The sequence below is a fragment of the Mesorhizobium sp. WSM3224 genome (genome assembly GCF_000427725.1).
Lineage (GTDB): Bacteria > Pseudomonadota > Alphaproteobacteria > Rhizobiales > Rhizobiaceae > Mesorhizobium.
On sequence record NZ_ATYO01000004.1, the window covers coordinates 223,730 to 246,537 of the forward strand.

General features: G+C 65.1%; 21 protein-coding genes and 1 pseudogene. 13 read left to right on the forward strand and 9 right to left on the reverse strand.

What is annotated here, in order from left to right; all coding sequences use genetic code 11:
- Positions 1-54: 54 nt before the first annotated feature.
- The 11 genes from YU3_RS0109895 (at position 55) to YU3_RS0109945 (ending at position 9,629) form a co-directional block, all read left to right on the forward strand.
- Complete coding sequence (locus tag YU3_RS0109895; RefSeq protein WP_027166086.1) at positions 55-258, forward strand: hypothetical protein; 204 nt, start codon at positions 55-57, stop codon at positions 256-258.
- Between the two features lie 2 nt (positions 259-260).
- A complete protein-coding gene (locus YU3_RS0109900) occupies positions 261-1,367 on the forward strand; it encodes an ABC transporter ATP-binding protein (protein ID WP_027166087.1) in 1,107 nt (368 codons plus the stop codon).
- The gene (locus YU3_RS0109905) at positions 1,360-2,373 is read left to right on the forward strand and encodes an ABC transporter ATP-binding protein (RefSeq protein WP_027166088.1); all 1,014 of its coding nucleotides are present in this window, start codon (positions 1,360-1,362) and stop codon (positions 2,371-2,373) included. The genes YU3_RS0109900 and YU3_RS0109905 overlap by 8 nt, the downstream gene beginning before the upstream one ends.
- A gap of 81 nt (positions 2,374-2,454) precedes the next feature.
- A complete protein-coding gene (locus YU3_RS0109910) occupies positions 2,455-4,095 on the forward strand; it encodes a dihydroxyacetone kinase subunit DhaK (RefSeq protein ID WP_027166089.1) in 1,641 nt (546 codons plus the stop codon).
- 10 nt (positions 4,096-4,105) lie between these two features.
- Positions 4,106-4,705, forward strand: a complete 600-nt coding sequence (gene dhaL / locus YU3_RS0109915; RefSeq protein ID WP_027166090.1) for a dihydroxyacetone kinase subunit DhaL — start codon at positions 4,106-4,108, stop codon at positions 4,703-4,705.
- Positions 4,705-5,094 carry a dihydroxyacetone kinase phosphoryl donor subunit DhaM gene (gene dhaM, locus YU3_RS0109920; protein WP_027166091.1) on the forward strand — a complete coding sequence of 130 codons (390 nt, stop codon included), beginning with the start codon at positions 4,705-4,707 and terminating at the stop codon, positions 5,092-5,094. The genes dhaL and dhaM overlap by 1 nt, the downstream gene beginning before the upstream one ends.
- A gap of 19 nt (positions 5,095-5,113) precedes the next feature.
- The gene (locus YU3_RS0109925) at positions 5,114-5,416 is read left to right on the forward strand and encodes an HPr family phosphocarrier protein (protein WP_027166092.1); all 303 of its coding nucleotides are present in this window, start codon (positions 5,114-5,116) and stop codon (positions 5,414-5,416) included.
- A gap of 41 nt (positions 5,417-5,457) precedes the next feature.
- Positions 5,458-7,032, forward strand: coding sequence for a phosphoenolpyruvate--protein phosphotransferase (ptsP, locus tag YU3_RS0109930; protein ID WP_027166093.1), 1,575 nt, complete (start codon positions 5,458-5,460; stop codon positions 7,030-7,032).
- Between the two features lie 7 nt (positions 7,033-7,039).
- Entirely contained in the window at positions 7,040-7,471 is a 432-nt protein-coding gene (locus tag YU3_RS0109935; RefSeq protein WP_027166094.1) for a hypothetical protein, read from the forward strand.
- Positions 7,472-7,549: 78 nt separating this feature from the next.
- Complete coding sequence (dhaK, locus tag YU3_RS0109940; protein WP_027166095.1) at positions 7,550-8,536, forward strand: dihydroxyacetone kinase subunit DhaK; 987 nt, start codon at positions 7,550-7,552, stop codon at positions 8,534-8,536.
- A gap of 67 nt (positions 8,537-8,603) precedes the next feature.
- Positions 8,604-9,629, forward strand: a complete 1,026-nt coding sequence (locus YU3_RS0109945; protein ID WP_027166096.1) for a nucleotidyltransferase family protein — start codon at positions 8,604-8,606, stop codon at positions 9,627-9,629.
- On the opposite strand, the gene YU3_RS0109950 is transcribed toward YU3_RS0109945, so the two are convergent.
- From YU3_RS0109950 to YU3_RS0109960, 3 genes are read right to left on the reverse strand one after another with little or no spacing between them, the layout of a single operon-like run.
- A complete protein-coding gene (locus YU3_RS0109950; RefSeq protein ID WP_027166097.1) occupies positions 9,617-10,603 on the reverse strand; it encodes a serine kinase in 987 nt (328 codons plus the stop codon). The genes YU3_RS0109945 and YU3_RS0109950 overlap by 13 nt on opposite strands.
- Positions 10,600-11,031, reverse strand: a complete 432-nt coding sequence (locus YU3_RS0109955; RefSeq protein ID WP_027166098.1) for a lasso peptide biosynthesis B2 protein — start codon at positions 11,029-11,031, stop codon at positions 10,600-10,602. The genes YU3_RS0109950 and YU3_RS0109955 overlap by 4 nt, the downstream gene beginning before the upstream one ends.
- A complete protein-coding gene (locus YU3_RS0109960; protein WP_027166099.1) occupies positions 11,031-11,318 on the reverse strand; it encodes a PqqD family protein in 288 nt (95 codons plus the stop codon). The genes YU3_RS0109955 and YU3_RS0109960 overlap by 1 nt, the downstream gene beginning before the upstream one ends.
- A 606-nt stretch (positions 11,319-11,924) precedes the next feature.
- Here YU3_RS0109960 and YU3_RS0109970 point away from each other — a divergent pair.
- Both YU3_RS0109970 and YU3_RS0109980 read left to right on the forward strand, forming a co-directional pair.
- On the forward strand, positions 11,925-13,832 hold the full coding sequence (locus YU3_RS0109970) for a propionyl-CoA synthetase (protein WP_027166100.1): 1,908 nt from the start codon (positions 11,925-11,927) through the stop codon (positions 13,830-13,832).
- Positions 13,833-14,278: 446 nt separating this feature from the next.
- Positions 14,279-14,992, forward strand: a complete 714-nt coding sequence (locus YU3_RS0109980; RefSeq protein ID WP_245273469.1) for a metallophosphoesterase — start codon at positions 14,279-14,281, stop codon at positions 14,990-14,992.
- 136 nt (positions 14,993-15,128) lie between these two features.
- On the opposite strand, the gene YU3_RS0109985 is transcribed toward YU3_RS0109980, so the two are convergent.
- The 6 genes and pseudogenes from YU3_RS0109985 to YU3_RS0110010 all read right to left on the reverse strand — a co-directional run bounded on the left by YU3_RS0109985 (position 15,129) and on the right by YU3_RS0110010 (position 22,762).
- Positions 15,129-17,510: a polysaccharide biosynthesis tyrosine autokinase gene (locus YU3_RS0109985; RefSeq protein ID WP_027166102.1), complete on the reverse strand. Its 2,382-nt coding sequence runs from the start codon at positions 17,508-17,510 to the stop codon at positions 15,129-15,131.
- 167 nt (positions 17,511-17,677) lie between these two features.
- Positions 17,678-18,574: a UTP--glucose-1-phosphate uridylyltransferase GalU gene (gene galU / locus YU3_RS0109990; RefSeq protein ID WP_027166103.1), complete on the reverse strand. Its 897-nt coding sequence runs from the start codon at positions 18,572-18,574 to the stop codon at positions 17,678-17,680.
- A 126-nt stretch (positions 18,575-18,700) separates the two neighbouring features.
- Positions 18,701-19,649 (reverse strand): annotated as a pseudogene (locus YU3_RS36330) (glycosyltransferase family 2 protein); the annotation flags it as partial.
- The gene (locus YU3_RS0110000; protein WP_027166104.1) at positions 19,639-20,577 is read right to left on the reverse strand and encodes a glycosyltransferase; all 939 of its coding nucleotides are present in this window, start codon (positions 20,575-20,577) and stop codon (positions 19,639-19,641) included. The gene YU3_RS0110000 and the pseudogene YU3_RS36330, both read right to left, overlap by 11 nt.
- The gene (locus YU3_RS0110005) at positions 20,577-21,566 is read right to left on the reverse strand and encodes a glycosyltransferase family 2 protein (RefSeq protein ID WP_027166105.1); all 990 of its coding nucleotides are present in this window, start codon (positions 21,564-21,566) and stop codon (positions 20,577-20,579) included. Before YU3_RS0110005 ends, YU3_RS0110000 begins: the two co-directional genes overlap by 1 nt.
- Positions 21,567-21,592: 26 nt before the next feature.
- On the reverse strand, positions 21,593-22,762 hold the full coding sequence (locus YU3_RS0110010) for a glycosyltransferase (protein ID WP_027166106.1): 1,170 nt from the start codon (positions 22,760-22,762) through the stop codon (positions 21,593-21,595).
- Between the last annotated feature and the right edge of the window lie 46 nt (positions 22,763-22,808).

The window sequence follows — 22,808 nt, forward strand, 5'->3', positions numbered from 1 at the left end:
CGACCCTTCGGGCCACCTTCTCCCCGTGAATGGGGAGAAGGAAGGGAGCTACGCATGACGCGCCCCGCCATCTCCAGAAAATCGTCATGGCCCCGCTGGGCTCGGCGCGGGCTGATGGAAAACATCGCGACGGCACTGATCGCCATCGGCTTCCTGATGCTGTTCCAGCCCTTCGCGCTGTTGCTCTACACCTATTCCTTCGTCACCATGCTTGCCGGCACGGTCATGTTCATCATCGTCTCGAAATTCCCGGAATAGACATGGCCGATATCCGCGTTCAGAACCTGAGGAAGGCCTTCGGCGCATTCGTCGCCGTGCAGGATTCCAATTTCGTCGTCGAGGACGGCGAGTTCTTCGTCATGCTCGGGCCGTCCGGCTGCGGCAAGACGACGACGCTGCGCATGATCGCCGGCCTCGAACTGCCGACCGGCGGCAAGATCCTGCTCGGCGGCGAGGACGTCACCATGCGCCGGGCGCGCGAGCGCGACATCGCCTTCGTCTTCCAGCTCTTCGCGCTCTATCCGCATATGAATGTGCGCAAGAATATCGGCTTCCCGCTGCTGGCGCAGGGCATGGCGTCGGCCGAGATCCGCAGCCGCGTCGAGGAGACCGCGAAGCTGCTGCGCATTGACCATCTGCTCGACAAATCCGTTTCCGGCCTTGCCGGTGGCGACCGCCAGCGCGTCGCGCTCGGCCGCGCCATCGTGCGGCGGCCGAAATGCTTCCTGATGGACGAGCCGCTCGGTACGCTCGATACCGAGTTCCGCGATCTGATGGTGCATGAGCTGCGCGAGCTACACAACCGCATCCACGCCACGACCGTCTATGTCACGCACGACCAGATGGAAGCGATGTCGATGGCCGACAAGATAGCGGTGATGAACCATGGCGTCATCGAACAGTTCGGCACGCCGCGCGAGATCTACGACCGGCCGGCGACGATGTTCGTCGCCGATTTCATCGGCTCGCCGCCGATGAACTTCTTGCGCTTCGGCGGTGGACTTGCGAAGGGCGCGAAGGAGATCGTCGTGCAGGGCGCCAAGGTGGCGGTGCCTGAAGTGCGCGAGGATGTCGCGCCCGCCGACATGGCGCTCGGCATCCGTCCCGAGCACATCCGCTTCGACGACGGCTCGAAGCTGCGCGGCGCGATCTACGGCACCGAATATCTCGGCACCACGCAGATCGTCGCCGTCGAGACGGCCGACGGCATCATCAAGGCGCGGGTGCCGGCAGGCATCCATCTCAGCCCCGGTGAACAGGTCGGGCTGGCGCTGAACGGGGCGCGGCTGTCGCTGTTCGAGAAGGGCTCCGGACGCGCGATCAGGACCGCCATGTATGATCAGGCAGCGGAGGCGCGCCATGGCTGACGTTCACATCCAGGGGGTGACCAAGAGTTTCGGCGACACCGTCGCGATCGACGATCTCGACCTCGCGATCAAGGACGGCGAATTCGTCGTGCTGCTCGGGCCGACCGGCGCCGGCAAGACGACGACGCTGAGATTGATCGCCGGACTGGAACGGCCGGACAGCGGCGCGATCCGCATTGGCGGGCACGACGCGACGGCGCTGTCTCCGGCCGAGCGCGACACCGCCTTCGTCTTCCAGCAATATTCGCTCTACCCGCATCTTTCGGTCTTCGACAACCTCGCCTTCCCGCTGCGCTCGCCGGCGCGGCGGCTTCCGGAGGAGGCTGTACGGCGCCGGGTCGAGGAGGTGGCGCGCATGGTGCGCATCGACCACAAGCTCGAAAACCGTTCGACAAAACTGTCCGGCGGAGAGATGCAGCGCGTCGCCATCGGCCGCGCCCTGGTGCGCAAGCCCGCGATCTACCTGATGGACGAGCCGCTGTCCTCGCTCGACGCCAAGCTGCGCGGCGATCTCAGGCTCGAATTGAAGCGCATCCAGTCCGAGCTCGGCGCCACCATGCTCTATGTCACGCACGACCAGATCGAGGCGATGACAATGGCCGACCGCATCGGCATCCTCGCCGACGGTGTGCTGGTGCAGATCGGCACGCCGCGCGCGATCTATTCGGAGCCGGCGAACCTTCATGTCGCCGCGCGCCTCGGCCAGCCGGCGATCAACCTTTTGCCGGCCGGGCTGCTGCCCGACGGCGGCGCGCCAACCGGAACGACCACCATCGGCGCCCGCACCGAACATCTGTCGATCGAGAAGGCGGCGAACGGGCACGCCGACGGGATCGTCGACTGGGTCGAGCATCTCGGCGATCAGAACCATCTGCACGTGACGGTGGGCGCGAGGAAGCTGGTGACGCTGACCGATCCCGACACGCCTTTAGCCAAGGGGGACAAGGTGACGATCCGCTATATCGCGCCGCTCTATTTCGGCACGGACGGGCAAAGATTGATGTAGTAGCGGGGGACTTATGTAGCCGGCTCGCGCCGCATATTTGCAAACCGATTGACGACCGCAGATACGGACTGGACGAAATCCATGAAGCACTTTTTCAACCGCAAAGACACGATCGTCACCGAAGCGCTCGACGGCTTTCTCGCCACGGCGGGGTCGGGCACGCTGGCCCGCCTCGACGGCTATCCCGAGATCAAGGTCGTGCTTCGCGCCGACTGGGACAAGACGAAGGTGGCCGTGGTCTCCGGCGGCGGCGCCGGGCATGAACCCTCGCATGCGGGCTTCGTCGGCGCCGGCATGCTGACCGCGGCAGTCTCCGGCGAGATATTCGCTTCGCCGAGCGTCGAGGCGGTGCTGGCGGCGATCCGCGCCACGACCGGGTCCGCCGGCTGCCTGCTGATCGTCAAGAACTATACCGGCGACCGGCTCAATTTCGGGCTGGCGGCGGAGAAGGCGCGGGCCGAAGGTCTTGCGGTCGAGATGGTGATCGTCGGCGACGACATCGCGCTGCCCGACATCGCGCAGCCGCGCGGCGTCGCCGGCACGCTTTTCGTGCACAAGATCGCCGGTCACCTCTCCGAGAGCGGCCGTGACCTGGCGTCGATCGCGGCCGCGGCACGCGCGGTGGCGAAGGACATTTTTTCACTCGGCATCTCGCTCTCCTCCTGCTCGATCCCTGGACAGGCGCATGAGGAACGATTCGGCGCCGATGACGGCGAGCTCGGCCTCGGCATTCATGGCGAGCCGGGCGTCGAGCGCATCGCGCTGCAGAGCGCCGGCACGCTCGTCGCAATCATGGCGGAGCGCCTCGCGGCGCGGCTAGATGCTGGCAGCCGTTATGCCTTGCTGATCAACAATCTCGGATCGGTGCCACCGCTCGAAATGTCTTTAATCGCCAATGCGGTGCTCGCCTCGCCGCTGGCGAAGACGGTGGCGCTGACGATCGGCCCCGGCCATCTGATGACGGCGCTCAATATGAACGGCTTCTCGCTGTCGCTGCTCAAGCTGGACGCTGAACGCGAGGCAGCGCTGCTGGCGCCGGTCGGTCCGCATGCCTGGCTGCCGGCCAAGCCGGTTCGCGTGCCGGTCGTCGTGGCGATGGCCAAGCCCGCTATCGCCGCAGTCGCAAGAGCCGCCAGCCGCGATGCGGCCGCGCAGCGGCTGATCACCGCCGTTTGCCAAAGGCTGATCTCGCTCGAAGAACCCCTCAACTCGCTCGACGCCAAGGCGGGCGACGGCGACACCGGCTCCACCGTGGCGACGGGCGCGCGCAGCATTCTCGAGCGCATCGATACGCTGCCGCTTGCCGACAAGGCCGCAACCGCCGCCGCGATCGGCGATACGCTGGGGGCCTCGATGGGTGGTTCCAGCGGCGTGCTTTTGTCGATCTTCTTCACCGCCGCATCGCAATCGCTCGGTGCCGGCGCGCCGGTCGGCAAGGCCTTGCTCGCCGGGCTCGACCGCATGACCTTCTATGGCGGCGCCAAGGTCGGCGACCGCACCATGGTCGATGCGCTGGAGCCGGCGCTGAGAGCCCTCGACGCAAGCGGCCTGGAAGCGGCCGCTAAGGCGGCGCGGCAAGGCGCCGAGGCAACCGCCGCGATGCAAACGGCGAAGGCCGGCCGCTCCGCCTACATTGGCAGGCAGCTCGACGTAGCGGACCCCGGCGCCTTCGCCGTGGCCGAAGTATTCGCGGCCGTGGCGGCGCTGTTCGCCCCGGCATGAAGGACCGATGATGGCCGCATCCGATTTCTCCCGACTGATCGCGGCGGCGGCCGATACGATCGCGGCGCATGCCGGGGAGCTGACCGCGCTCGACCAGGCGATCGGCGACGGCGACCACGGCCTGAACATGAAGCGCGGCTTCGAGGCCGTGCGCGCCGAGGCGGACGCCTTCGCTGCGAAGCCGCTTCCGGAGGCGCTGAAGGCGGTCGGGACCAAGCTGGTGATGACCGTCGGCGGTGCCTCCGGGCCGCTGTTCGGGACGCTGTTCATGGCGCTCGGCAAAGAGTTGCCGCCGGCACCGGATCGGAACGGGCTGGCAGCGGCACTGGGCAAGGCGATCGAGGCGGTGGCCGCGCGGGGTAAATCGCAAGTTGGCCAAAAAACCATGCTCGACGTGCTGCAGCCGGTGTATGAGGCGTTGGCGCAAGGCAAGACGGCCAGCGAGATCGCCGATGCGGCCGACAAGGCCGCGGAGGCCACGGTGCCGATGAAAGCCTTGCGCGGGCGCGCCTCCTTCCTGGGAGAGCGCTCGATCGGGCATATGGACGCCGGAGCGCGCTCGACCGCGCTTCTGGTACGCGCAGTCGCGGAAGCGATAGAGGGCATTTGATGAGCAATGTCGGTATCGTCATCGTGTCGCATTCGCCCCTGGTTGCCGAGGGCACGGCGGACATGGTGCGCCAGATGGTGGGCGACGAAGTGCCGCTTGCATGGTGCGGCGGAAACGGCCATGGCGGGCTCGGCACCAGCGTCGAGGCGATCATGGGCGCGATCGACAAGGCCTGGTCGGAAGCCGGCGTCGCCATATTGGTCGATCTCGGCGGCGCCGAGACCAACTCGGAGATGGCGGTCGAGATGATCGGCGAGCCGCGCTCGCATAGAATAATCGTCTGCAACGCGCCGATCGTCGAGGGCGCGGTGATGGCGGCGACCGAATCCTCCGGCGGCGCCTCGCTCAAGGAAGTGGTGGCGACGGCGCATGAACTGTCGCCGTCGTGAACGAACGGGAACCGACTGAATGTCAGCATCCGCCGAAGCAACCGTTCTGATCACCCACGCCGTGGGCCTGCACGCACGCCCTTCGGTGAAGTTCACCAAGCTCGCCAAGTCGTTCGCGGCCGAAGTGGAAGTGGCGATCGCCGCCAACGGCCCTTGGTTCGACGCCAAAAGCATCGTCAAGGTGATGGGGGCGAAGGCGCCGAAGGGGACAATGCTGCACATCCGCGCCAAGGGCGACGGGGCAAGCGGCGCCGTCAAAGCGCTGGTCGATCTGGTGCAGCGCAACTTCGACGAGGATGCGGATCATGTCCGGTCCGCTTGACACCGGCCTGCATGTTTCCCGCCCCGCAAGGAATGCGGGCCATGCGGATTGAGGGTATCCCAGCCTCTCCGGGCTATGCCGAAGGGCCGCTGTTCGACCTCAACCAGCCTCCGGCCAGCTACAAGGCCAAGGCGAGCGCCGCGGAAGAGAAAGCCGCCCTCGAAGCAGCAATAGGCAAGGCCGTCGCCCGTCTGGCCGCGCTGGTCGAAACCGCGGACGGCGATGCCGCCGGTATCCTCGAATTCCACATCGCCATGCTGGAGGACGACGCGCTGAGCGGCCCGGCCTTCGCGTCGATCGGCTCCGGGCAGCCGGCGGACGTCGCCTGGCGAGCGGCGCTCGACAGCGAAATCGCCGGCTACGAAGCATCAGACCAGGACTATTTTCGCGCCCGTGCGGCCGACCTGCGCGACATCCGCGACCAAGTAGTGCGGGCGCTGAGCGAGGACAGCGAGGTCGCGTTGCCCCAGGGCGCCATCCTTTATGGCGAGGACATCGCGCCGACGCGATTCCTCGAAACCGACTGGAGCAAAGGCGGCGGCATAGCGCTCAAGCGCGGCAGCACGGCCAGCCATGTCGCGATGCTGGCGCGCTCGCGCGGCGTGCCGATGGTGGTGGGTCTCAGCGCCCTGGCTGGAACATTCACCGGGCTCGCGCTGCTCGATGCCGAACGCGGCGGGATCATTTTCTCGCCGTCGCCGGCTGAGGTCGAAGCCTTCCGGCAATCGGCCTCCTCGTTCGCCGACCGCCAGGGCGCGGCGCGGACATTCCTGACGGAGCCGGCAGTGACCAAGGCCGGCACCGCCGTGCGCGTCCAGGTCAATATCGCCTACCCTTCCGATGTAGACGGCATCGATATCGCGACCTGCGACGGCGTCGGCCTGATGCGCACGGAATTCCTGTTCGGAAAGGCTCTGCCGGACGAGGAGACGCAGTACCAAGCCTATCGCAAGGTGCTGGAATGGGCGGGCGACAAGCCGGTTACCATCCGCACCGTCGATGCCGGCGGCGACAAGCCTGTGCCCGGTTTCACCGTCGAGGAGACCAACCCGTTTCTTGGCCTGCGCGGCATCCGGCTTTCGCTGGCGCGGCGCGAGATCTTCCGCGTGCAGATACGGGCATTGCTGCGCGCGGCCGTACACGGCAATCTGAAGGTGATGTTCCCGATGATCGCCACTCCTGACGAGTACAGCCAAGCCGCCGCGCTGTTCGCGCAGGAGCAGGCTATACTTGCCGCGCAGGGCGTGGCGCACAAGTTGCCGCCGCTCGGCATCATGGTCGAGGTGCCGTCCGTCGCGCTGGCGCCGGAGGGCTTCAGCGATGTCGCCTTCTTCTCGATCGGTTCCAACGATCTGACGCAATATGTGATGGCGGCTGCGCGCGACAATGCCGCGGTCGCGCATCTCAACTCCGTGCACCATCCGGCAGTGCTGCGGCTGATCACTGCCGTCGCCGCATTCGGGCGCGACAAGAGGATCCCGGTCAGCCTCTGCGGCGACGCGGGTGGCGATCCGGCAGCCATTCCGACGCTGCTTGAAGCCGGCCTGCGCGACCTGTCGGTCGCTCCCGCTCAACTGGCGATGGCCAAGGCGGCCATTGCCGGCGTTCCGGTGTAAGCGCGGCATGGCCAGGACCGAAAAGATACCGGAAGCAAGCTCGGAAGAGGCGATCCGCGCCTACAAGACGATCCTGTCGCAGGTCATCGACCAGCGCCCGTCGGGCACGCGCCAACGTCTTGCCGATGCGCTCGGCAAGCATCGCAGCTTCGTCACGCAGATTTCCAGCCCGACCTATTCGATCCCGATCCCGTCAAAGCATCTGCCATCCATCTTTTCCGTCTGCCATTTCAGCCAGGCGGAGCGCGACCAGTTCATGGACGCCTATCACCAGGCGCATCCCGGCAAGGTGTCCGCGGCTTCCGGACCGCGCAAGACACGCCATGTCTCGCTCATCGTTCCGGATTTCGGCGACGACAGGCAGAACGCAGCGCTCGACCGGGCGATCAACGAGTTCATCCAGAAAATAACCAGCATCGCCGGCAAGGGCAGCGGCTGAGCAAAGCAATTCCAGGAAAAGTGTGAAGCGGTTTTCCGTTCGGAATTGCGTAGAATGAAGACAGTTGGGAGGAACGCCGTGAAGAAGTTTCTCAATTCGGTGGATACCGTGCTGACCGAAAGCCTCGATGGGTTCGCCGCCGCCCATGCCGACATCCTCGTGCTCGGCGACGAGCATAAATTCATCCGCCGCAAAGAGCTGAAGCCCGGCAAGGTGGCGCTGATCTCGGGCGGCGGATCCGGCCACGAGCCGCTGCATGGCGGGCTGGTCGGCCATGGCATGCTGGACGCCGCCTGCCCCGGCCAGGTCTTCACCTCGCCGACGCCGGATCAGATGCTCGCGGCCGTGCAGGCCGTCGACACCGGCGCCGGCTGCCTGTTCATCGTCAAGAACTACGAAGGCGACGTTATGAATTTCGACATGGCGGCCGAGATGGCGGACGGCGTGCTGCAAGTGGTGACCAATGACGACGTCGCGGTCGAGAACTCATCCTACACGACCGGCCGGCGCGGCGTCGCCGGCACGCTGGTGGTGGAAAAGATCGTCGGCGCCGCGGCCGAGAACGGCATGGCCCTGGCCGAGCTCAAGGCGCTCGGCGACCGCGTCAATGACGCGACGCGCTCGATGGGCGTGGCGCTGACCAGCGGCACGGTGCCCGCTGCCGGCAAGCCGACTTTCGAGATCGGCGACGGCGAGATGGAATTCGGCGTCGGCATCCACGGCGAACCCGGCCGGCGGCGTGATGCGCTGAAGAGCGCCGACGCCATCGCCGAGGAGGTGTGTGCGGCGATTGCCGGCGACTTCGGCGACCGCATCAATGGGCCGGCGCTGCTGTTCGTCAACGGTTTCGGCGGGACGCCATCGATGGAGCTTTACCTGATGTACAACAGCGCCCGCAGAATGTTCGAAAAACAGGGCGTGACGGTGGCCCGCTCGCTCGTCGGCTCCTATGTGACTTCGCTCGACATGGCTGGATGCTCGATCACGCTCACTTTGCTAGACGATGAAATGACGGCACTGTGGGACGCTCCGGTGCACACGGCGGCGCTGCGCTGGGGGATGTAGGCGCCGCTGGCTTCTCAGGGGCTTTTCTGGCAAGCATGCGCGGACCTCTTTGCAGTTTGCCGAACCGATGTTGCCCCAGCTTTCGCCCACCCAGGAAAAACTGCTGATCAACCTTGCCGACCCCGAGGCGCCCGCCGATTGGGGCAAGGATGTTTCAGCGGCCGGCCTGATGGCGCTGCTGGCCAATGCCGAGTTCCACGGCGTGTTGCCGATCGTGCTGCGCAAGCTCAGGGAGCGGGGCGAGGCCAATCTGCCGAAAGACGCAAGCTTGCTGCACAAGCTTGCCGAGTTGCGCGACCAGGCGACGACGGCGACCGGGCAATCGATGCTGCTGCAATATCATGGCGACCGCATCATGAAGGCGCTGGCGGCGAAAGGCGTTCCGGCCCGGATCGTCAAGGGGCCGGTGTTCGCGCGCAAGCTCTATCGCCAGGTTGCCGACCGGCCGTTCACCGATATCGACATCCTGGTCGACCCAGCCAGCATCGACGAGGCCAACAAGACCATTGCCGAATGCGGCTTCGAGCTTGGCAGCGGCGAGGCCGAGTCGCAGGAGCTGCAGGAATTCAAATGGCTGGAGAAGGAGAACTCCAGTCTGATGATCGAGTTGCATGGCAATCTGGTGCACGACACCGGCATGCGCAGACGACTGTCGCTCGGCTTTCGCGAACTGCAGGCGATCGACGGCGGCGAAACCGACACGCCGGCGGCGCTGCTGACCATCGGCATCGTTCATGCGGCCGGCGGCCACAAGTTCCACCGGCTGCAGCTTTGCGTCGACGTTCTGCAAGGCGTGCGGACGCTGAAATCGCCGGAGGAGGAAGCGCGACTGCTCGAGGCCGCCCGCATGACCGGCATCGAGCTCGAGCTGGCGACGGTCCTCAATGTGACGGGACGCCTGTTCGGCGCGCCGCGGGCGATCGAGCTTGCCAACCGCATCAAGCCGGACCTCTCGATACGGCTGGCCAAATGGCTGATCACCGGCAACATGCTGCTGCGGGTCAATTCCCGCGAAAAGCTGCGCTCACGCCTCAGCCGCGATGCCTTCCGCTGGGTGCAGAGGCTTGCGCGGGCGCGGCCCTATCCGGCCTGAAGCACCGCGGCGCGGATCAGCGCCGCCGCTTCGACCGGCCTCGCCCCGACTTCCAGCGTAAAGGTCGGTACCGTCTTGACCAATGCCGCGATCGTCGTCATTCGCCTTTTCTGCAGCGGCGACAGGCCGGTCATGCCGGTCCGCACATTGTCGGTGGCTAAAGCCACCATGGCATCCGTTCTCGCCATCGGCACGAGCCGGGTCTCGCCATCGGCCGAGCGGGCAAGATGCAGAAGCGCGGCGATCGGCCTGGTGCGAACGTCCTCGACACGGATGATCTCGCCAAGGCGATCCAGCGCGACGGCCTGCTCGCCCTCATTGTCCCATGTCTCGCCAAGGCAGGGCGACACGAAAGGCAACATCTTTGCGGTGTGGCGGTGGATCTTCACTTTACGCGGCAAGCCCCAGGCCGTGACGCCATCCTGCGTCGCCCTGAGGATCATAACGTCGTCCGAGCAGAGGCCGAAGCCCTGCGAGGCGAGCGCCAGCGACGTCGTCGACTTGCCGGTACCGCTCGGCGCATGGATCAGCACGAGCGCCTCGCTGCCCGGCAGTGTCAGGCCGGCGGTATGGAGCATGTGCTGCGCGCCGGCATCAAGCGCGGCATCGAGCACCATCATCAGCAGCGTCCACTTGATCTTGCTGTCCGGATGAACGCGGATTTCGGCCCAATTCTCGTCGTCGTGGATCGACACCGTCTGCTGACCGGGAAAGACGAGATGGAAGACTTGGCCGGCGTCGATCATCCGGCAATGGCCATCCAGCGGCACGTCGCCGTCGAAGGCGAGTTTTCCTTCCGGGTTCTCCGGCAATTCCGGCGTCTCGACGATATTGACGCGAAAGCCGGGCTGGACGGGCTCGCTCATGCGCAGCGTGCCGAGCATCAGGTCGAAGCTCGGCCAGAGGTCGGCGCGCGCGGCGGTGATGCCGATGACCTGGCCTTTGAGGTCGTAGCAGAAGGTCTGGTCGCTCAAGCGGCGCGCGCCTTTACACTGGACGGGTGGCGATAAACCTCCACCATGCCGGGCTGGCTGTCGCTGACCACCGACTTGCCGTCGAGGCAGACCCAGCAATGCGCCGACAGGCGAGGCTCGTGCATCGACCTTGCATCGACGCCGAAACGCAGCTCCGGATCGAGACCGGCCATGCGCAGAAAGCGGAAGCCGAGGAGACCCTCGCGAAGACATCTGCGGTCGCGCATCAACCAGGGACGCCGGACGGTTCGGTTGACTCGATGGACGATGTAGGTCCATGGCAGGTCACGATAGGGTGCCGGCGACTGCAGCGGCGCCAGTTTCAATACGCTTTCGAAATCGCGCCGGCCGACCAGCACCGGCATCAGCCGGGCGCTGAGCCACAAGTGCGCGCGGAACAGGATGCGCAGGAACGGTCCGTCGGCCATCACACGCCCGGGTCGGCGAGGATGCCTTCGGCCACCAATTCGGCGGCCAATGCGGCCATATCCTCGTCGAGCGTTGCCTTGTCGACCTCGAATTCGTCCGACAACAGGTCGACGATCTGGTCAAGGTTGCGCGCGCCATCGACCTTGCCGAGAAAAGCCTCGGTCGTGTCGTTGCAGGTGTAAAGCTGGCCGCTGCGAGCCAGGAGCACGACGGCGCCATCGCCGACATGCTGCACGGACGCATCGTCCGCCATCCGCAGAACCGTTTCAGAACCAATCTCAGCCATGCGCCCGCTCCATCAGCCACAGAGCAACTACCGCGCCAATCCTACGCTGTCCATTGTCTCGCGCTGTGGTGCTCAGTTACGGCGGCCGTCTCGCCCACCGTCAAGGCGCCCGATTCCCCAGGGTTGCCTTCCTTCCCCTGAGTAAGCTATGACTCCGCCGCGCTTTGGGGAGTGAATTTGTATGCGTTACAATTGGGAACGGGCTCCGACGGCGTTCGAGCGCCACCGGAAGGCGCTTGCGGCGGCTATCCTGATAGCCGGCGGCGTCGGGCTGATGCTGGCGGCATTGCCGCTTTAAGCCGGCTTATATCGCGGACAGCGACAGCGACGCCTCTGCTTGAGGCGCCGAACGGAGACGTCTGCCGGCGACTAAAGCGCGTCGCGCTGAATTCAGGCGACGCACTTTAAGTTTTTTGTTTTGATGCATGTCGTTGTCCCAGAACCGCTGCGCACTTTTGGGCGACATGCATTGGAGCGTTTCACGGAAACGGCGAACCGCTCTATCCCTTTGTTTTGACGCAATTCCGGACGGAAAACCGTTTCACACTTTTCCTGGAATTGCTCTAGGCTATTGCCAGGCGGCAGAATGTCCTGGGAGGAATGTCGATGGCCTCACGCTACCATGAAGTCTATGAGGGCTGGAAACGCGACCCCATAGGGTTCTGGGCCGAGGCGGCGAAGGCGATCGACTGGTATATACCAGCCGAGAAGGTCTTCGATCCGACGCAAGGCGTCTATGGCCGCTGGTTCGTCGGCGCCTCCTGCAACACCTGCTACAATGCCCTCGACCGCCATGTGGCGGGCGGCCGCGCCGACCAGCTGGCGCTGATCCATGACAGCGCGATCACCGGCACGATCCGGAAATTCACCTATGCCGAACTGAAGCGCGAGGTCGTCGCGCTGGCCTCGGTGCTGAGGCATCGCGGCATCGGCAAGGGTGACCGCGTCATCATCTACATGCCGATGGTGGCGGAAGCAGCGATCGCCATGCTCGCCTGCGCGAGGCTAGGCGCCGTGCATTCGGTGGTGTTCGGCGGCTTCGCCTCGCACGAGCTCGCCACCCGCATCGACGACGCCAAGCCGAAGCTGATCATCACCGCTTCCTGCGGCCTGGAGCCAGGCCGCGTCGTCGCCTACAAGCCGTTGCTCGACAAGGCGATCGAGATGTCGAAGCACAAGCCCGACGCCTGCCTCATCCTGCAGCGCGAACAGCTGCGCTGCGAGATGAAGGACAATTACGATTTCGACTATGCCGATGCAGTCGCTCGCGAGCGCGCCGCCGGCGCCAATGTCGACTGCGTGCCGGTGTTGGCCACAGACCCGCTCTACATCATCTACACCTCCGGCACGACCGGACAGCCGAAGGGCATCGTGCGCGACAATGGCGGCCACATGGTCGCGCTGAAATGGACGATGGACAACGAGTTCGGCGTCAAGCCGGGCGAAGTGTTCTGGGCGGCTTCCGATGTCGGCTGGGTGGTCGGCCATTCCTACATCGTCTACGGGCCGCTGCTGCATGGCTGCACCAGCGTGCTGTTCGAAGGCAAGCCGATCGGCACGCCGGACGCCGGCACCTACTGGCGGGTGATCTCGCAGCATGGCGTGGTGGCGCTGTTCACCGCGCCGACCGCGTTCCGCGCCATCAAGGGGCAGGATCCCAAGGGCGAATTCGTGCCGAAATACGACCTGTCGAAGTTCCGTACCCTGTTCCTGGCCGGCGAACGCGCCGACCCTGAAACCATTAAATGGGCGGAGCAGAAGCTCGACCGTCCCGTCATCGACCATTGGTGGCAGACCGAGACCGGCTCGCCGATGACGATCAATCCGGCGGGTATCGGGCTGTTGCCGGTGAAATACGGCTCGCCCGGGGTGCCGATGCCGGGCTACGACATTCGCATCCTCGACGATGCGGGCCACGAGGTGGCGCGCGGCACGCTGGGCAATGTCGTGGTCAAGCTGCCGCTGCCCGCCGGTTGCCTGCCGACGCTGTGGAATGCCGATGCCCGTTTCCGCCAGGCTTACCTCGAAGAATTCCCCGGCTACTACAAGACGGCCGACGCCGGCATGATGGACGAGGACGGCTATCTCTATGTCATGGCCCGCACCGACGACATCATCAACGTCGCCGGCCACCGGCTCTCGACCGGGGCCATGGAGGAGGTGCTGGCGGCCCACCCCGATGTCGCCGAATGCGCCGTCATCGGCATTGCCGACGCCATGAAAGGCCAGGTACCGCTCGGCTTCGTCGTGCTCAACGCCGGCGTGTCGCGCGATACCGGCGCGATCGAGAGCGAGGTGGTGGGGCTGGTGCGCGAGCGGATCGGCCCGGTTGCCGCCTTCAAGACCGTGGTGACGATCAAGCGGCTGCCCAAGACCCGCTCCGGCAAGATCCTGCGCGGCACGATGCAGAAGATCGCCGACAAGGAGGAATGGACGATGCCGGCGACCATCGACGACCCGGTGATCCTCGACGAGATCGCGACCGCGCTGAAGGGCCGCGGCATCGGAATATAGGCTGCGGCGGTCGTGCGCCACGAAACGAATTCCTGCCGCAGCGCAATCGTCTGTTGTGCAATGCAGCAATAGCTCCTAAACTCTGCTGGGCGGCCATTGCGAAGGCACGGCATGGCTCAGCACAAGACGACATCCGGTGGTGTCGACATCCAGCGATTCCCGGCTACCGCCGCCGTTGCGGCGAACTGGCTGGTGGTGGCCGAGCCACGCATCCGGCTGCTACTCCGTCACACGCCATTCCTTAATCGGTTGAAGGCTGCTTAGAGCGGTTCGCCGTTTCGCGGAAACGGCGAACCGCTCATCTCGTTGTTTGGAACGCCGGTGTGGAATTGTTTGCATCCGGCATGATATCGAGGTGCAAATCAGTGCAAGTATCCGAGCCTCAATCCGTGAACCTGTTCCAACGATCGAGACGTCCTCGACCCGCGCCGCGCGAGCGCCTTGTCATGGATATGCGCGACACGGTCGTCTATGCGATCGGCGACGTGCATGGCTGCCATGACGAGTTGCGCGCGCTGGAACAGAAAATCCAGCTCGACGCGCAGCAATTCCGCGGCCGCAAGATCATCATCATGCTGGGCGACTATATCGACCGCGGGCCGCACTCACGGCGCGTGATCGAACATTTGATGGGGCCGCCGCCGAAAGGCTTCCTGCGCGTCTGCCTCGTGGGAAACCATGAGGTGGCGCTGCTCAGCTATCTGGACGGCTATCTCTCGCGCGAGCCCTGGCTCGGCTATGGCGGGCGCGAGACCTTGTTCTCCTACGGCGTCGACCCGGACCGGCTGGCAAGCCTCTATGGCTCGAGCGAGCAGACGGATGCGCGCATCCGCGAGGCTATTCCCGCCAGCCATGTCGACTTCCTGCGCACGCTGCCGGCGATGGTGTGCTCCGAGCAATTCGTCTTCGTGCATGCCGGCATCCGGCCCGGCGTCGCGCTCGAGGCGCAGGACGAGGGCGACCTCACCAACATCCGCGAGGAATTCTTCCAGGCAGCGCACCGTCTCGACCGGTGGGTGGTGCACGGCCACACGATCGTGGACGTTCCCACCCTCGACGGACGCCGGCTCGACATCGATACCGGTGCCTTTCAAACGGGACGGCTGACCGCACTCAGGATCGTCGGCAAATACGGCCGGCTGCTGTCCTCACGAAGTTAGGGCAATTCCAGGGAAAGTGAGAGCGGTTAAGTTCGGCGTCTTCGCCGTAACCTTCTGTCCGGAATTGCGTCAAAACAAAGAGATAGAGTGGTTCGCCGTTTCGGTGAAACGGTGAACCGCTCTAGCGGGCGCCGCGTCAAGCAGCTTGTTTGGAGCGCGACTCCGACTTGTCCAGATAATAGCTCGAGTAGCGGTCGAAGAACTTTTCCGAGCCGCCGAGCGAGCCGTATTTGGCCAGTTTCTTCAAGTCGACCTTGTTGAGCACCGCGCCGGTGATCTTGTTGGCGATATAGGGCTCCGATTCCAGCATCGAGCGCACCATGGCACGCGGCGTGCGGCCCCATTCGGTAACCAGAACGAAGCCGTCGACCAGCGGCGCGAAAGCCTTGGCGTCGACAACGGGGCCGAGCGGCGGCAGGTCGACGACGATGTATTCGAACGTCTCCTTGGCGTTCTCGATGAAGCGCCGCATGCCGGCCGAACCCAGAAGCTCGCTGGTATGCGAGAACTGGCCGCGCAGCACGGCGGGAATGATCGCAAGCTTGGTCTGGCGGTCGACCTTGCCGACCGACTGCCAGGTCTGGCCGTTGACCACCGCTTCCATCAGGCCCTGCTCGGCCTCCATGCCGAGGCTGCGGCTGAGGCCGGGATTGCGCAGGTCGCCGTCGATGAGAAGCGTCTTGGCGCCGTTGGCTGCGAGCAGGCCGGCAAGGTTGGCGGCCACCGTCGACTTGCCTTCGCCGGGCAGCACCGAGATGACGCCGATAACCCGGCTGCCGCGGTCTTCCATCACCACGTCGAAGGCGATCTTGGCGTTGCGCAGCGTCTCGGCGAACATCGAGGCCGGAGCGTCGATGCTGACACGCATGCGCGCCCGTTTCTCGGCCGCGGAAAGGCTGGCCACCTTGCCGTCGGTCGGCAGGTCGTCGGGCTTGCTATCCCTGGCCTTGCCGCCGCCGATCGTCGGCAGATAACCGAGGAACTTCAGGCCGACGCGGTCACGAATATCCTCGCCCGTCCTGAAGAAACGCTCGTTGAACTCGTTGAGGCCGCCAAAGCCGGCGCCGAGCATCAGGCCAAGCACAAGCGACAGCGCCAGCACGCGCAAGGTGCGGGGGCTGGAGGCCGCGAGCGGCATTGCCGCGTCGGAAATGATGCGGACCTTGCCGACCGGGAAGGACTGCTGCTGCGAGGCTTCCTCGTAGCGGCCGAGGAAGGTCTGGTAGAGCGTGGTGAGCGCCTGCGCCTGCTGGTCGAGCTCCTTCAGCTTCACCTGCGACTGGTTGTCGATCGAACTTTTGCCGGCGGCGGTGGATATCTTGTCGCGGAGCGACGTCTCGCGCGCCTGCGCCACTTCGAAGTCGTTGCGGTAGCTTTCGGTGAGCTGCTTCAGCTGCCCGAAGATCTGCGTCGACACATCGGCCTTTTCCTTGGCCAGCGCGACTGCCTGCGGGTGATCCTTGCCGAAATTCGTCTCAATATCCTGCAGGCGCTTGGCAATGGCCAGATAACGGGTCTTGAGCGCGATGATGACCGAGCTGCTGGGCTGGTCCGCGCCGATGGCCGAATCCTTGAAGGCGCTTTCGGAACCGCTGTCGACGATCGCCTTGTATTGCTGATAGCGGGCGCTGGCACGCGCGGAATCGGCCTGCGCGACGATAAGCTGGGCGTTGAGGTCGGCGAGTTGCTTGTCGCTCAGCAACTGGCCGTCGCTGTTGGCTGAAAGGCCATGCTCGGCCCTGAACTTCTCGACCGCCAGCGAAGCGGCCTGCGAGCTTTCGCGCAACTCGGTCAGCCGCCCCTGCAGCCACAGGGCCGCGCGCTCGGTGGCGTCGAAGCTGGCGTTGAGCTGGTCGGCGAGATAAGCATCCGCATAGGCTTTCGTGATGGCCGTGGCGAGTGCCGGGTCTGTCGCCTGGTAGCCGATGCTGATGACATTGCTGCGGCTGACGCGATCCGCCATCAGCCCAGTCTGCAGCATAAGAACCGCGTAATCGTGGGTCGCGGTCTTGATCATGGCTTCGCGCGTCGCGGCATCGACATTCTGGATGCCGGGGAGTTGATCGGCCGCATTGCCGCGGAAATAGCTGACGATGCCGCGCAGGAACCCGATGCCCTTGGCCAAAGCCGATTGCGGCGGGTTCATGAAATCTTGATTTTGGTCGAGCTTCAACTTGTCGACCACCTCCGACGCCAGCCGAGCCGAGTTGAGAATCTCGATCTGGCTGAGGATCGTCGCGTCGGTCTGCTGCGTAACGCTGGCAGCCGAGATGTCGTCCATGACCTTGTTCATGCCCTCGTCGATCAAGACGCTTGCCATGGACATATATTGCTTGGGTGTCGTCTGCAGATAGATCAGGCCCAGGAACAGGCCGATGATGGCGCAGACCGCCACCACCTTGGCCTGCCGGGCGGCCATGCCAAGCAGACGTTCGACATCGATGAAGTCTTCACCCTTTTCCTGATCGGAGCCGGGCAACGGCATCCTCTTGTCGAGAGGGAAGTTGGCATAATTCATCTTCGGTCCAATTCCAGGTTGCAGGCGCTATCGGCCTTGGTAGATCGGCGTCGTGACCAGAAAAGACCGCGCAACGTCGTTGCCAGGATGCGCCGGGCCTGAAGGCCCGGGCGCTGGTGTGGCTGTCGCGCCATCGCAAGTTCGCATATGCACCCAAAAGATGGGCATTATGCGGCTACTTCCCGGCGCTCATGCGACCGGACAAATTGCTGCAGCATCTCGAAGACAGGTCCTTTCATGTCGTCGCGCGCCAGAGCAAAGGCGATGGTGGCCTCGATGAAGCCTTCCTTGGAACCGCAGTCGAACATGCGGCCATCGAAAGGCTGGGCGTAGAAGGACTGGCTCTGAGCCAGGCGCACCATGGCGTCGGTGAGCTGGATTTCGTTGCCGGCGCCGCGCTGCTGGTTGCCGAGCAGGGCAAATATTTCCGGCTGCAGCACGTAGCGGCCGTTGATGTAGAAATTCGACGGCGCATTGGCTGGCGCGGGCTTTTCGACCATCGCCGTGACCTTGAAGCCGGAGCCGACCTCGTCGCCGCGGCCGACAATGCCGTATTTGCTGGTTTCGGACGGGTCGCAGCGCTCGACGGCGATCACATTGCCGCCGGTCCGCTGATAAAGGTCGACCGTCTCGGCGAGGCAGCCGCGCGCGCCGAAAGAAACCATGTCGGGAAGCAGCAGCGCGAAGGGCTCGTTGCCGATCACATCGCGGGCGCACCATACGGCGTGGCCGAGGCCCTGCGGCGACTGCTGGCGGATGAAGCTGGTGGCGCCGGCCTCCGGCAGCAGGCTCTCCAGCGACTGCAGCTGCGCCTTCTTGCCGGTCTGCTCCAGCGTGCCGATCAGTTCAGGATGCAGGTCGAAATAGTCCTCGATGACCGCCTTGTTGCGGCCGGTGACGAAGACGATGTGCTCAATCCCGGCCTCGAACGCCTCGTCGACGGCATATTGCACGACGGGCTTGTCGACGACGGGCAGCATTTCCTTGGGCATCGACTTGGTTGCCGGCAGGAACCGCGTTCCGAGCCCCGCCACCGGGATGACTGCCTTCCTGACTTTCTGCATATGCTATTCCTTCTGACAGAAAAGATTTCTACTTACCGCTGGCTAATTCATTGTTGGAGCATGATCTTTTCCGAAAACCGCTTCGCACTTTTCGGGATCATGCTCTAGACAATGCCCGCTGCTTCGTCTCCCCGCCCCGACGGCAAACCTGTGCCGCAACCCTTCTGAGCCGGACCGCGATAGGCATACTCATATGCACGACCGCGGCCGGATCCCTGAGCGCCGCGCCTATCGCCTTGAGCGGCGCGCGCGCCTTGATGTGCTGAACCAGAGACAGGAACGACGCCGCCTTGCGCAGGCTGCGGCCGCGCCTGGCGAAGGCCGCCTGGGCGCTGCTGTCCATCGGATATGCCGCCGCGAAGGCGGCGTCGGCGCGCGTCATCGCCTCGACGTGATGCAATTCGAGCACCCGCGAGATCGAGCCGGTGCGGATGTGATAGACATAGCCGACGGTCGGCTCGACCACGCAACGGCCGCCGCTGGCCAGCGCGCTTGCCAGCAGAATGTAGTCCTCGCCGATGCGCAGCTTTTCGTCGTAGCGCAGCCTGTTGTCGTCGAGGAAGCGGCGCTGGAAGATCGGCTTGAGATAGCCGAGATTGAAGCGCGATTCGAAGACCAGATTACCGGCGATGTAGTCGGCCAGCGAGATCTCGCGCAAGCTTTCGAGATAGCCGACCGGGAACATCGTGTCGTCGGGCGTGTCGTCCTCGCGCACGACCTGCACGTTGTCGACCGCAATTTGCGCATCCGCCGCTTCGGCGCGCGAGATCATCATGGCCAGGCGGTCGGGAAGGACCGCATCATCGGAATCGAGCACCGCCACCCAGCGACCCCGGGCAAGGTCGAGGCCGGCATTTCGGGCGCCGCCCGGGCCGCGGTTGGCGGGCAGGGCCACCACCTTGACGATATCTTGCGGATAAGCGCGCGCCACATCCAGCGTGCCGTCGCGCGACTGGTCGTCAACGACGATGACCTCGACGGTCACGCCAAGCTGCGCGATCGCGCCGGCGATGGCGCGGTCGAGGGTCGCCTCTGCGTTATAGGCGGCGATTACGAAGCTGACGTCAGGCTGCACGCTTGTTCCCTTGTTCTGGCGAAGTGAGGCCGTACTGGCGGATTTCGCGGACGCCGACCAAACCGCTGATGACGCCAACGTGCATAATGCCGCGAAGCACGCTGCGGTTCCGTCGCACCGGGCTGATTGCGGTCAAAATGGCCATGCCGAAGCAATAGGCGGCCTTGACCGAAGCGAGGCCAACCTGGCCGGCGCGGCGCAGGCCGCCGGCGCCCCGCCCGATCAGGTGGCCATGTGTCTGGCCGAAGCGGAAGCGGCGGCGGCGCAACCAGTCGAACGCCGCCCTGGCGCGCGGCACGACCTCGTCGACGAAGGCTTGCGGCGCGAAGGCGATGCGGCCGCCGGCCTTGACCATGGCGTCGAAGAACTCGGTATCCTCGCCGCCGGTCTGGCCGCGCGCCAGGCTGAAGCGCCGGCCGCGCAGACTCGCATCGGTCATTCTGAGCAGGACGTTGCAGGTGTAGCCGGTGCGGATTTCGCCACGCACCCAGACCGGCAAGGTCGAGTGGAAATCGCCCTTTTGCATCCAGTCCGGCGCGTCCTGGCGGTAATGCGCCCGCACCGGTCCGAGCACCGCCGCTGCGCCCGTGGCATCGGCCGTCGCCATCAACTCGACCAGCCAGCCGGGCGACGCCGTCTCGTCGTCGTCGACGAAGGCGACGAAGTCTGAAACGCTGGCGTCGAGGCAGGCGTTGCGGGCGATCGAGATGTTGCGCGCCGGCGAATGGCGATAGCGGACCGGCAATTTCAGCTCCCCGGCCAGTGCCTTGACCAGCTTCTGCGCGCTGGGCTCGTCGTCATTGTCGGCTATGACGATGCCAATCTCTGCTCCCGCAGGCTTCTCCAGCGCCGCGACGGAGCGCAGCGTGTCGGCCAGCTCCGGCCGGCGGAAGGTGCAGATGCAGATGTCGATCGAGCGGCCGGCCATCACGCCACCTTGCGCTGCGAACGAGGCGTCAAAAGCTGCTGCCAGAAACCGACGGACCAACCGAAATGCATGACCATCGCCGAGACGCCGGCCAGCGCGATGCTCGCATTGCGCTGGCGTATCGCCGTCACGAGGCCGTAGCCGAGGCACACGGCAGCCCACAGCAGGAAAGGCACGGCAGCCAGCCAGTGGACGAAGGAGAACAGGGCCAACAGCACCACGGGCGCGACCAAAAGCGGGATCATCTGCCTCAGCTTCGGCACCATCCGATGCTTCAGAACGTTCCGGGCGCGGCCGCGGCCATAGCCGAGATACTGGAAATAGAGACTCTTCAGCGTCGAGCGCGGGTAGTAGACCATCTGCGTCCTGCCGCTCATCCAGATGCGATAGCCGGCGCGGCGCAGACGGTAGTCGAGCTCGGCATCCTCGTTGTGGCTGAAACTCTCGTCATAGCCGCCGGCATCCTTGAAGGCGGCGATGCGCATCAGCGCGTGGTGACCGTGGTCGACCCATTCGCCCTCGGACATGTGCCGATGCTTCGAGCCGCCGGTGCCGAGCTTGGAGTTCTGCGCCGCCGCGACCGCCTTCTGCACGGCGCCGGTGCCGGCGGTCAGCATCGAAACCACGACCGAATCGGCGCCGGTGGCAAGGGCCTCCTCGACCAGCCGGTCGCAGTAATCGTCCGGATAGCCGCCATGGGCGTCGATGCGGATGAGGTAGCCGGCGTCGTCGCCGAGGGCCGCTACCGCGAGATTGATGGCGGCGCTCTGGATACGCTTCGGATTGGCGAGCAGGATGACGCGGGGATCCTTCGCGACGATGTTTTCGACGATGCCTTGCGTGCCGTCGGTGCTGCCGCCGTCGGCGACGACGATGCGGCCGCCAAGCCTTGCCGCCGCAGGCCGCAATCGGTCGAGCAGGCCGCCGATATGGGCCGCCTCGTTAAGGCAGGGGATGACGATGAGGATCGATGCGGCGGCCTCGGTCATCGGTTTTTGTATGTCGTGCTGCGCCATCACGCCGCCGCCTCCGCCGCAAAGGTTGCAGGCACGGCGGCAAGGCCGCGCAGCCTGTCGACGAAGGCCGCGCAGTCGCTGCGGTCGTAGCTCCAGGTCCGCGGATTGCGGGCCAATACGCGCGACTTCAGACCGCGATATCCGTCCTGGTCCATCCGGCCAAGCATCGCCTCGACGCCTTCGGGCGTCGCTTCGGACAGAAGCACGCCGATGTCCTGCTGCTTCAGGAAACGGCCGGTTTCGGTGTCCGCCATCGAGATCGGCACGGTGCCGAAGCGGCAACCCTCATAGAGCCGGTTGGGGAGCAACCATTCGGAATTCTGGCCAGCCTCGAAGAAATCGATCGCCCAGGAGAAATGCACTTGCCCGTAGATGGCCGCCATGTCCTCCGGATTGCGGTAAGGCCCGCCGAACGAAAGCCACGGCTCGGCCTCGACGAACCCGTGAAAGTCCGGAAATTCGGACAGCGCCGGGCGGCCTCTGAGCACGACCTCGAAACGCCCCGCCTGCCGGCGGGTGAAATCGGCCAACAGCTCCAGCGAGCGGCGGCAGCGCAGCGCGCCGAACCAGCCGATGCGCCAGGGCGGCGCGGGGCTGTCGTCCTCGAAAGAATGCGTGGCGACAACGGATGCTGCCTCGAAATATTTGTTCTCGATCAGCTCGACAGGTGCGTCGATCTGCCCGAACGGCTCGAAATAATTGGCGATGAAGGCAGGTGAACTCGTCACCAGGAGCTTCACGTCGCGGGCGAGACGACGCTCGGCGCCACGCAGCGTCCTGCCGACAAAATCGTCGCGCAGCACCAGGCGATGGATATCGAGGCATTCATAGACGATCGGCACGTTCGCGCCGAGCGCGCCATTGGCGCGGCGCGCCAGTGCCAGCATCTCGAGGTTGCGCGCGATGATGAGATCGGGCCTGGGCACGGCGCCCAGTTTCGCACCGATCGACACGGCCGCCTTGGCGACCGCACCCAGGCGCTGCGCGAATCGGCCGTCGCGCGTCGCACCAAGGTCGACAGGCTCGATACCCTCGATCTCGGCGACCGGACTGGTGGTGCGGCGGAAGCCCGCCAAGGTGACCCTGGCGCCGCCTGCCTTGAGCATCTGGACCCTCCGGCGCACCGCCGGATCGGATACGTCATGCACAAGGTACAAGACATGCAGCATGAAACTCGCCCGCTGTTGGGCCCACCCATCGGGGATGCTAGTACAG

Excerpts from the sequence above, each read along its gene's own strand:
- dhaL (WP_027166090.1), top strand. The coding sequence starts at position 4,106 with ATGGCCGCATCCGATTTCTCCCGACTGATCGCGGCGGCGGCCGATACG.
- YU3_RS0109980 (WP_245273469.1), top strand. The coding sequence starts at position 14,279 with ATGGATATGCGCGACACGGTCGTCTATGCGATCGGCGACGTGCATGGC.
- YU3_RS0109945 (WP_027166096.1), top strand. The coding sequence starts at position 8,604 with ATGTTGCCCCAGCTTTCGCCCACCCAGGAAAAACTGCTGATCAACCTT.
- YU3_RS0109935 (WP_027166094.1), top strand. The coding sequence starts at position 7,040 with ATGGCCAGGACCGAAAAGATACCGGAAGCAAGCTCGGAAGAGGCGATC.
- YU3_RS0109960 (WP_027166099.1), bottom strand. The coding sequence starts at position 11,318 with ATGGCTGAGATTGGTTCTGAAACGGTTCTGCGGATGGCGGACGATGCG.
- YU3_RS0109970 (WP_027166100.1), top strand. The coding sequence starts at position 11,925 with ATGGCCTCACGCTACCATGAAGTCTATGAGGGCTGGAAACGCGACCCC.
- YU3_RS0109925 (WP_027166092.1), top strand. The coding sequence starts at position 5,114 with ATGTCAGCATCCGCCGAAGCAACCGTTCTGATCACCCACGCCGTGGGC.
- YU3_RS0109985 (WP_027166102.1), bottom strand. The coding sequence starts at position 17,510 with ATGAATTATGCCAACTTCCCTCTCGACAAGAGGATGCCGTTGCCCGGC.
- ptsP (WP_027166093.1), top strand. The coding sequence starts at position 5,458 with ATGCGGATTGAGGGTATCCCAGCCTCTCCGGGCTATGCCGAAGGGCCG.
- YU3_RS0109910 (WP_027166089.1), top strand. The coding sequence starts at position 2,455 with ATGAAGCACTTTTTCAACCGCAAAGACACGATCGTCACCGAAGCGCTC.
- dhaM (WP_027166091.1), top strand. The coding sequence starts at position 4,705 with ATGAGCAATGTCGGTATCGTCATCGTGTCGCATTCGCCCCTGGTTGCC.
- YU3_RS0109900 (WP_027166087.1), top strand. The coding sequence starts at position 261 with ATGGCCGATATCCGCGTTCAGAACCTGAGGAAGGCCTTCGGCGCATTC.
- YU3_RS0110005 (WP_027166105.1), bottom strand. The coding sequence starts at position 21,566 with ATGACCGAGGCCGCCGCATCGATCCTCATCGTCATCCCCTGCCTTAAC.
- YU3_RS0110010 (WP_027166106.1), bottom strand. The coding sequence starts at position 22,762 with ATGCTGCATGTCTTGTACCTTGTGCATGACGTATCCGATCCGGCGGTG.
- galU (WP_027166103.1), bottom strand. The coding sequence starts at position 18,574 with ATGCAGAAAGTCAGGAAGGCAGTCATCCCGGTGGCGGGGCTCGGAACG.
- YU3_RS0109895 (WP_027166086.1), top strand. The coding sequence starts at position 55 with ATGACGCGCCCCGCCATCTCCAGAAAATCGTCATGGCCCCGCTGGGCT.
- YU3_RS0110000 (WP_027166104.1), bottom strand. The coding sequence starts at position 20,577 with ATGGCCGGCCGCTCGATCGACATCTGCATCTGCACCTTCCGCCGGCCG.
- YU3_RS0109955 (WP_027166098.1), bottom strand. The coding sequence starts at position 11,031 with ATGGCCGACGGACCGTTCCTGCGCATCCTGTTCCGCGCGCACTTGTGG.
- YU3_RS0109905 (WP_027166088.1), top strand. The coding sequence starts at position 1,360 with ATGGCTGACGTTCACATCCAGGGGGTGACCAAGAGTTTCGGCGACACC.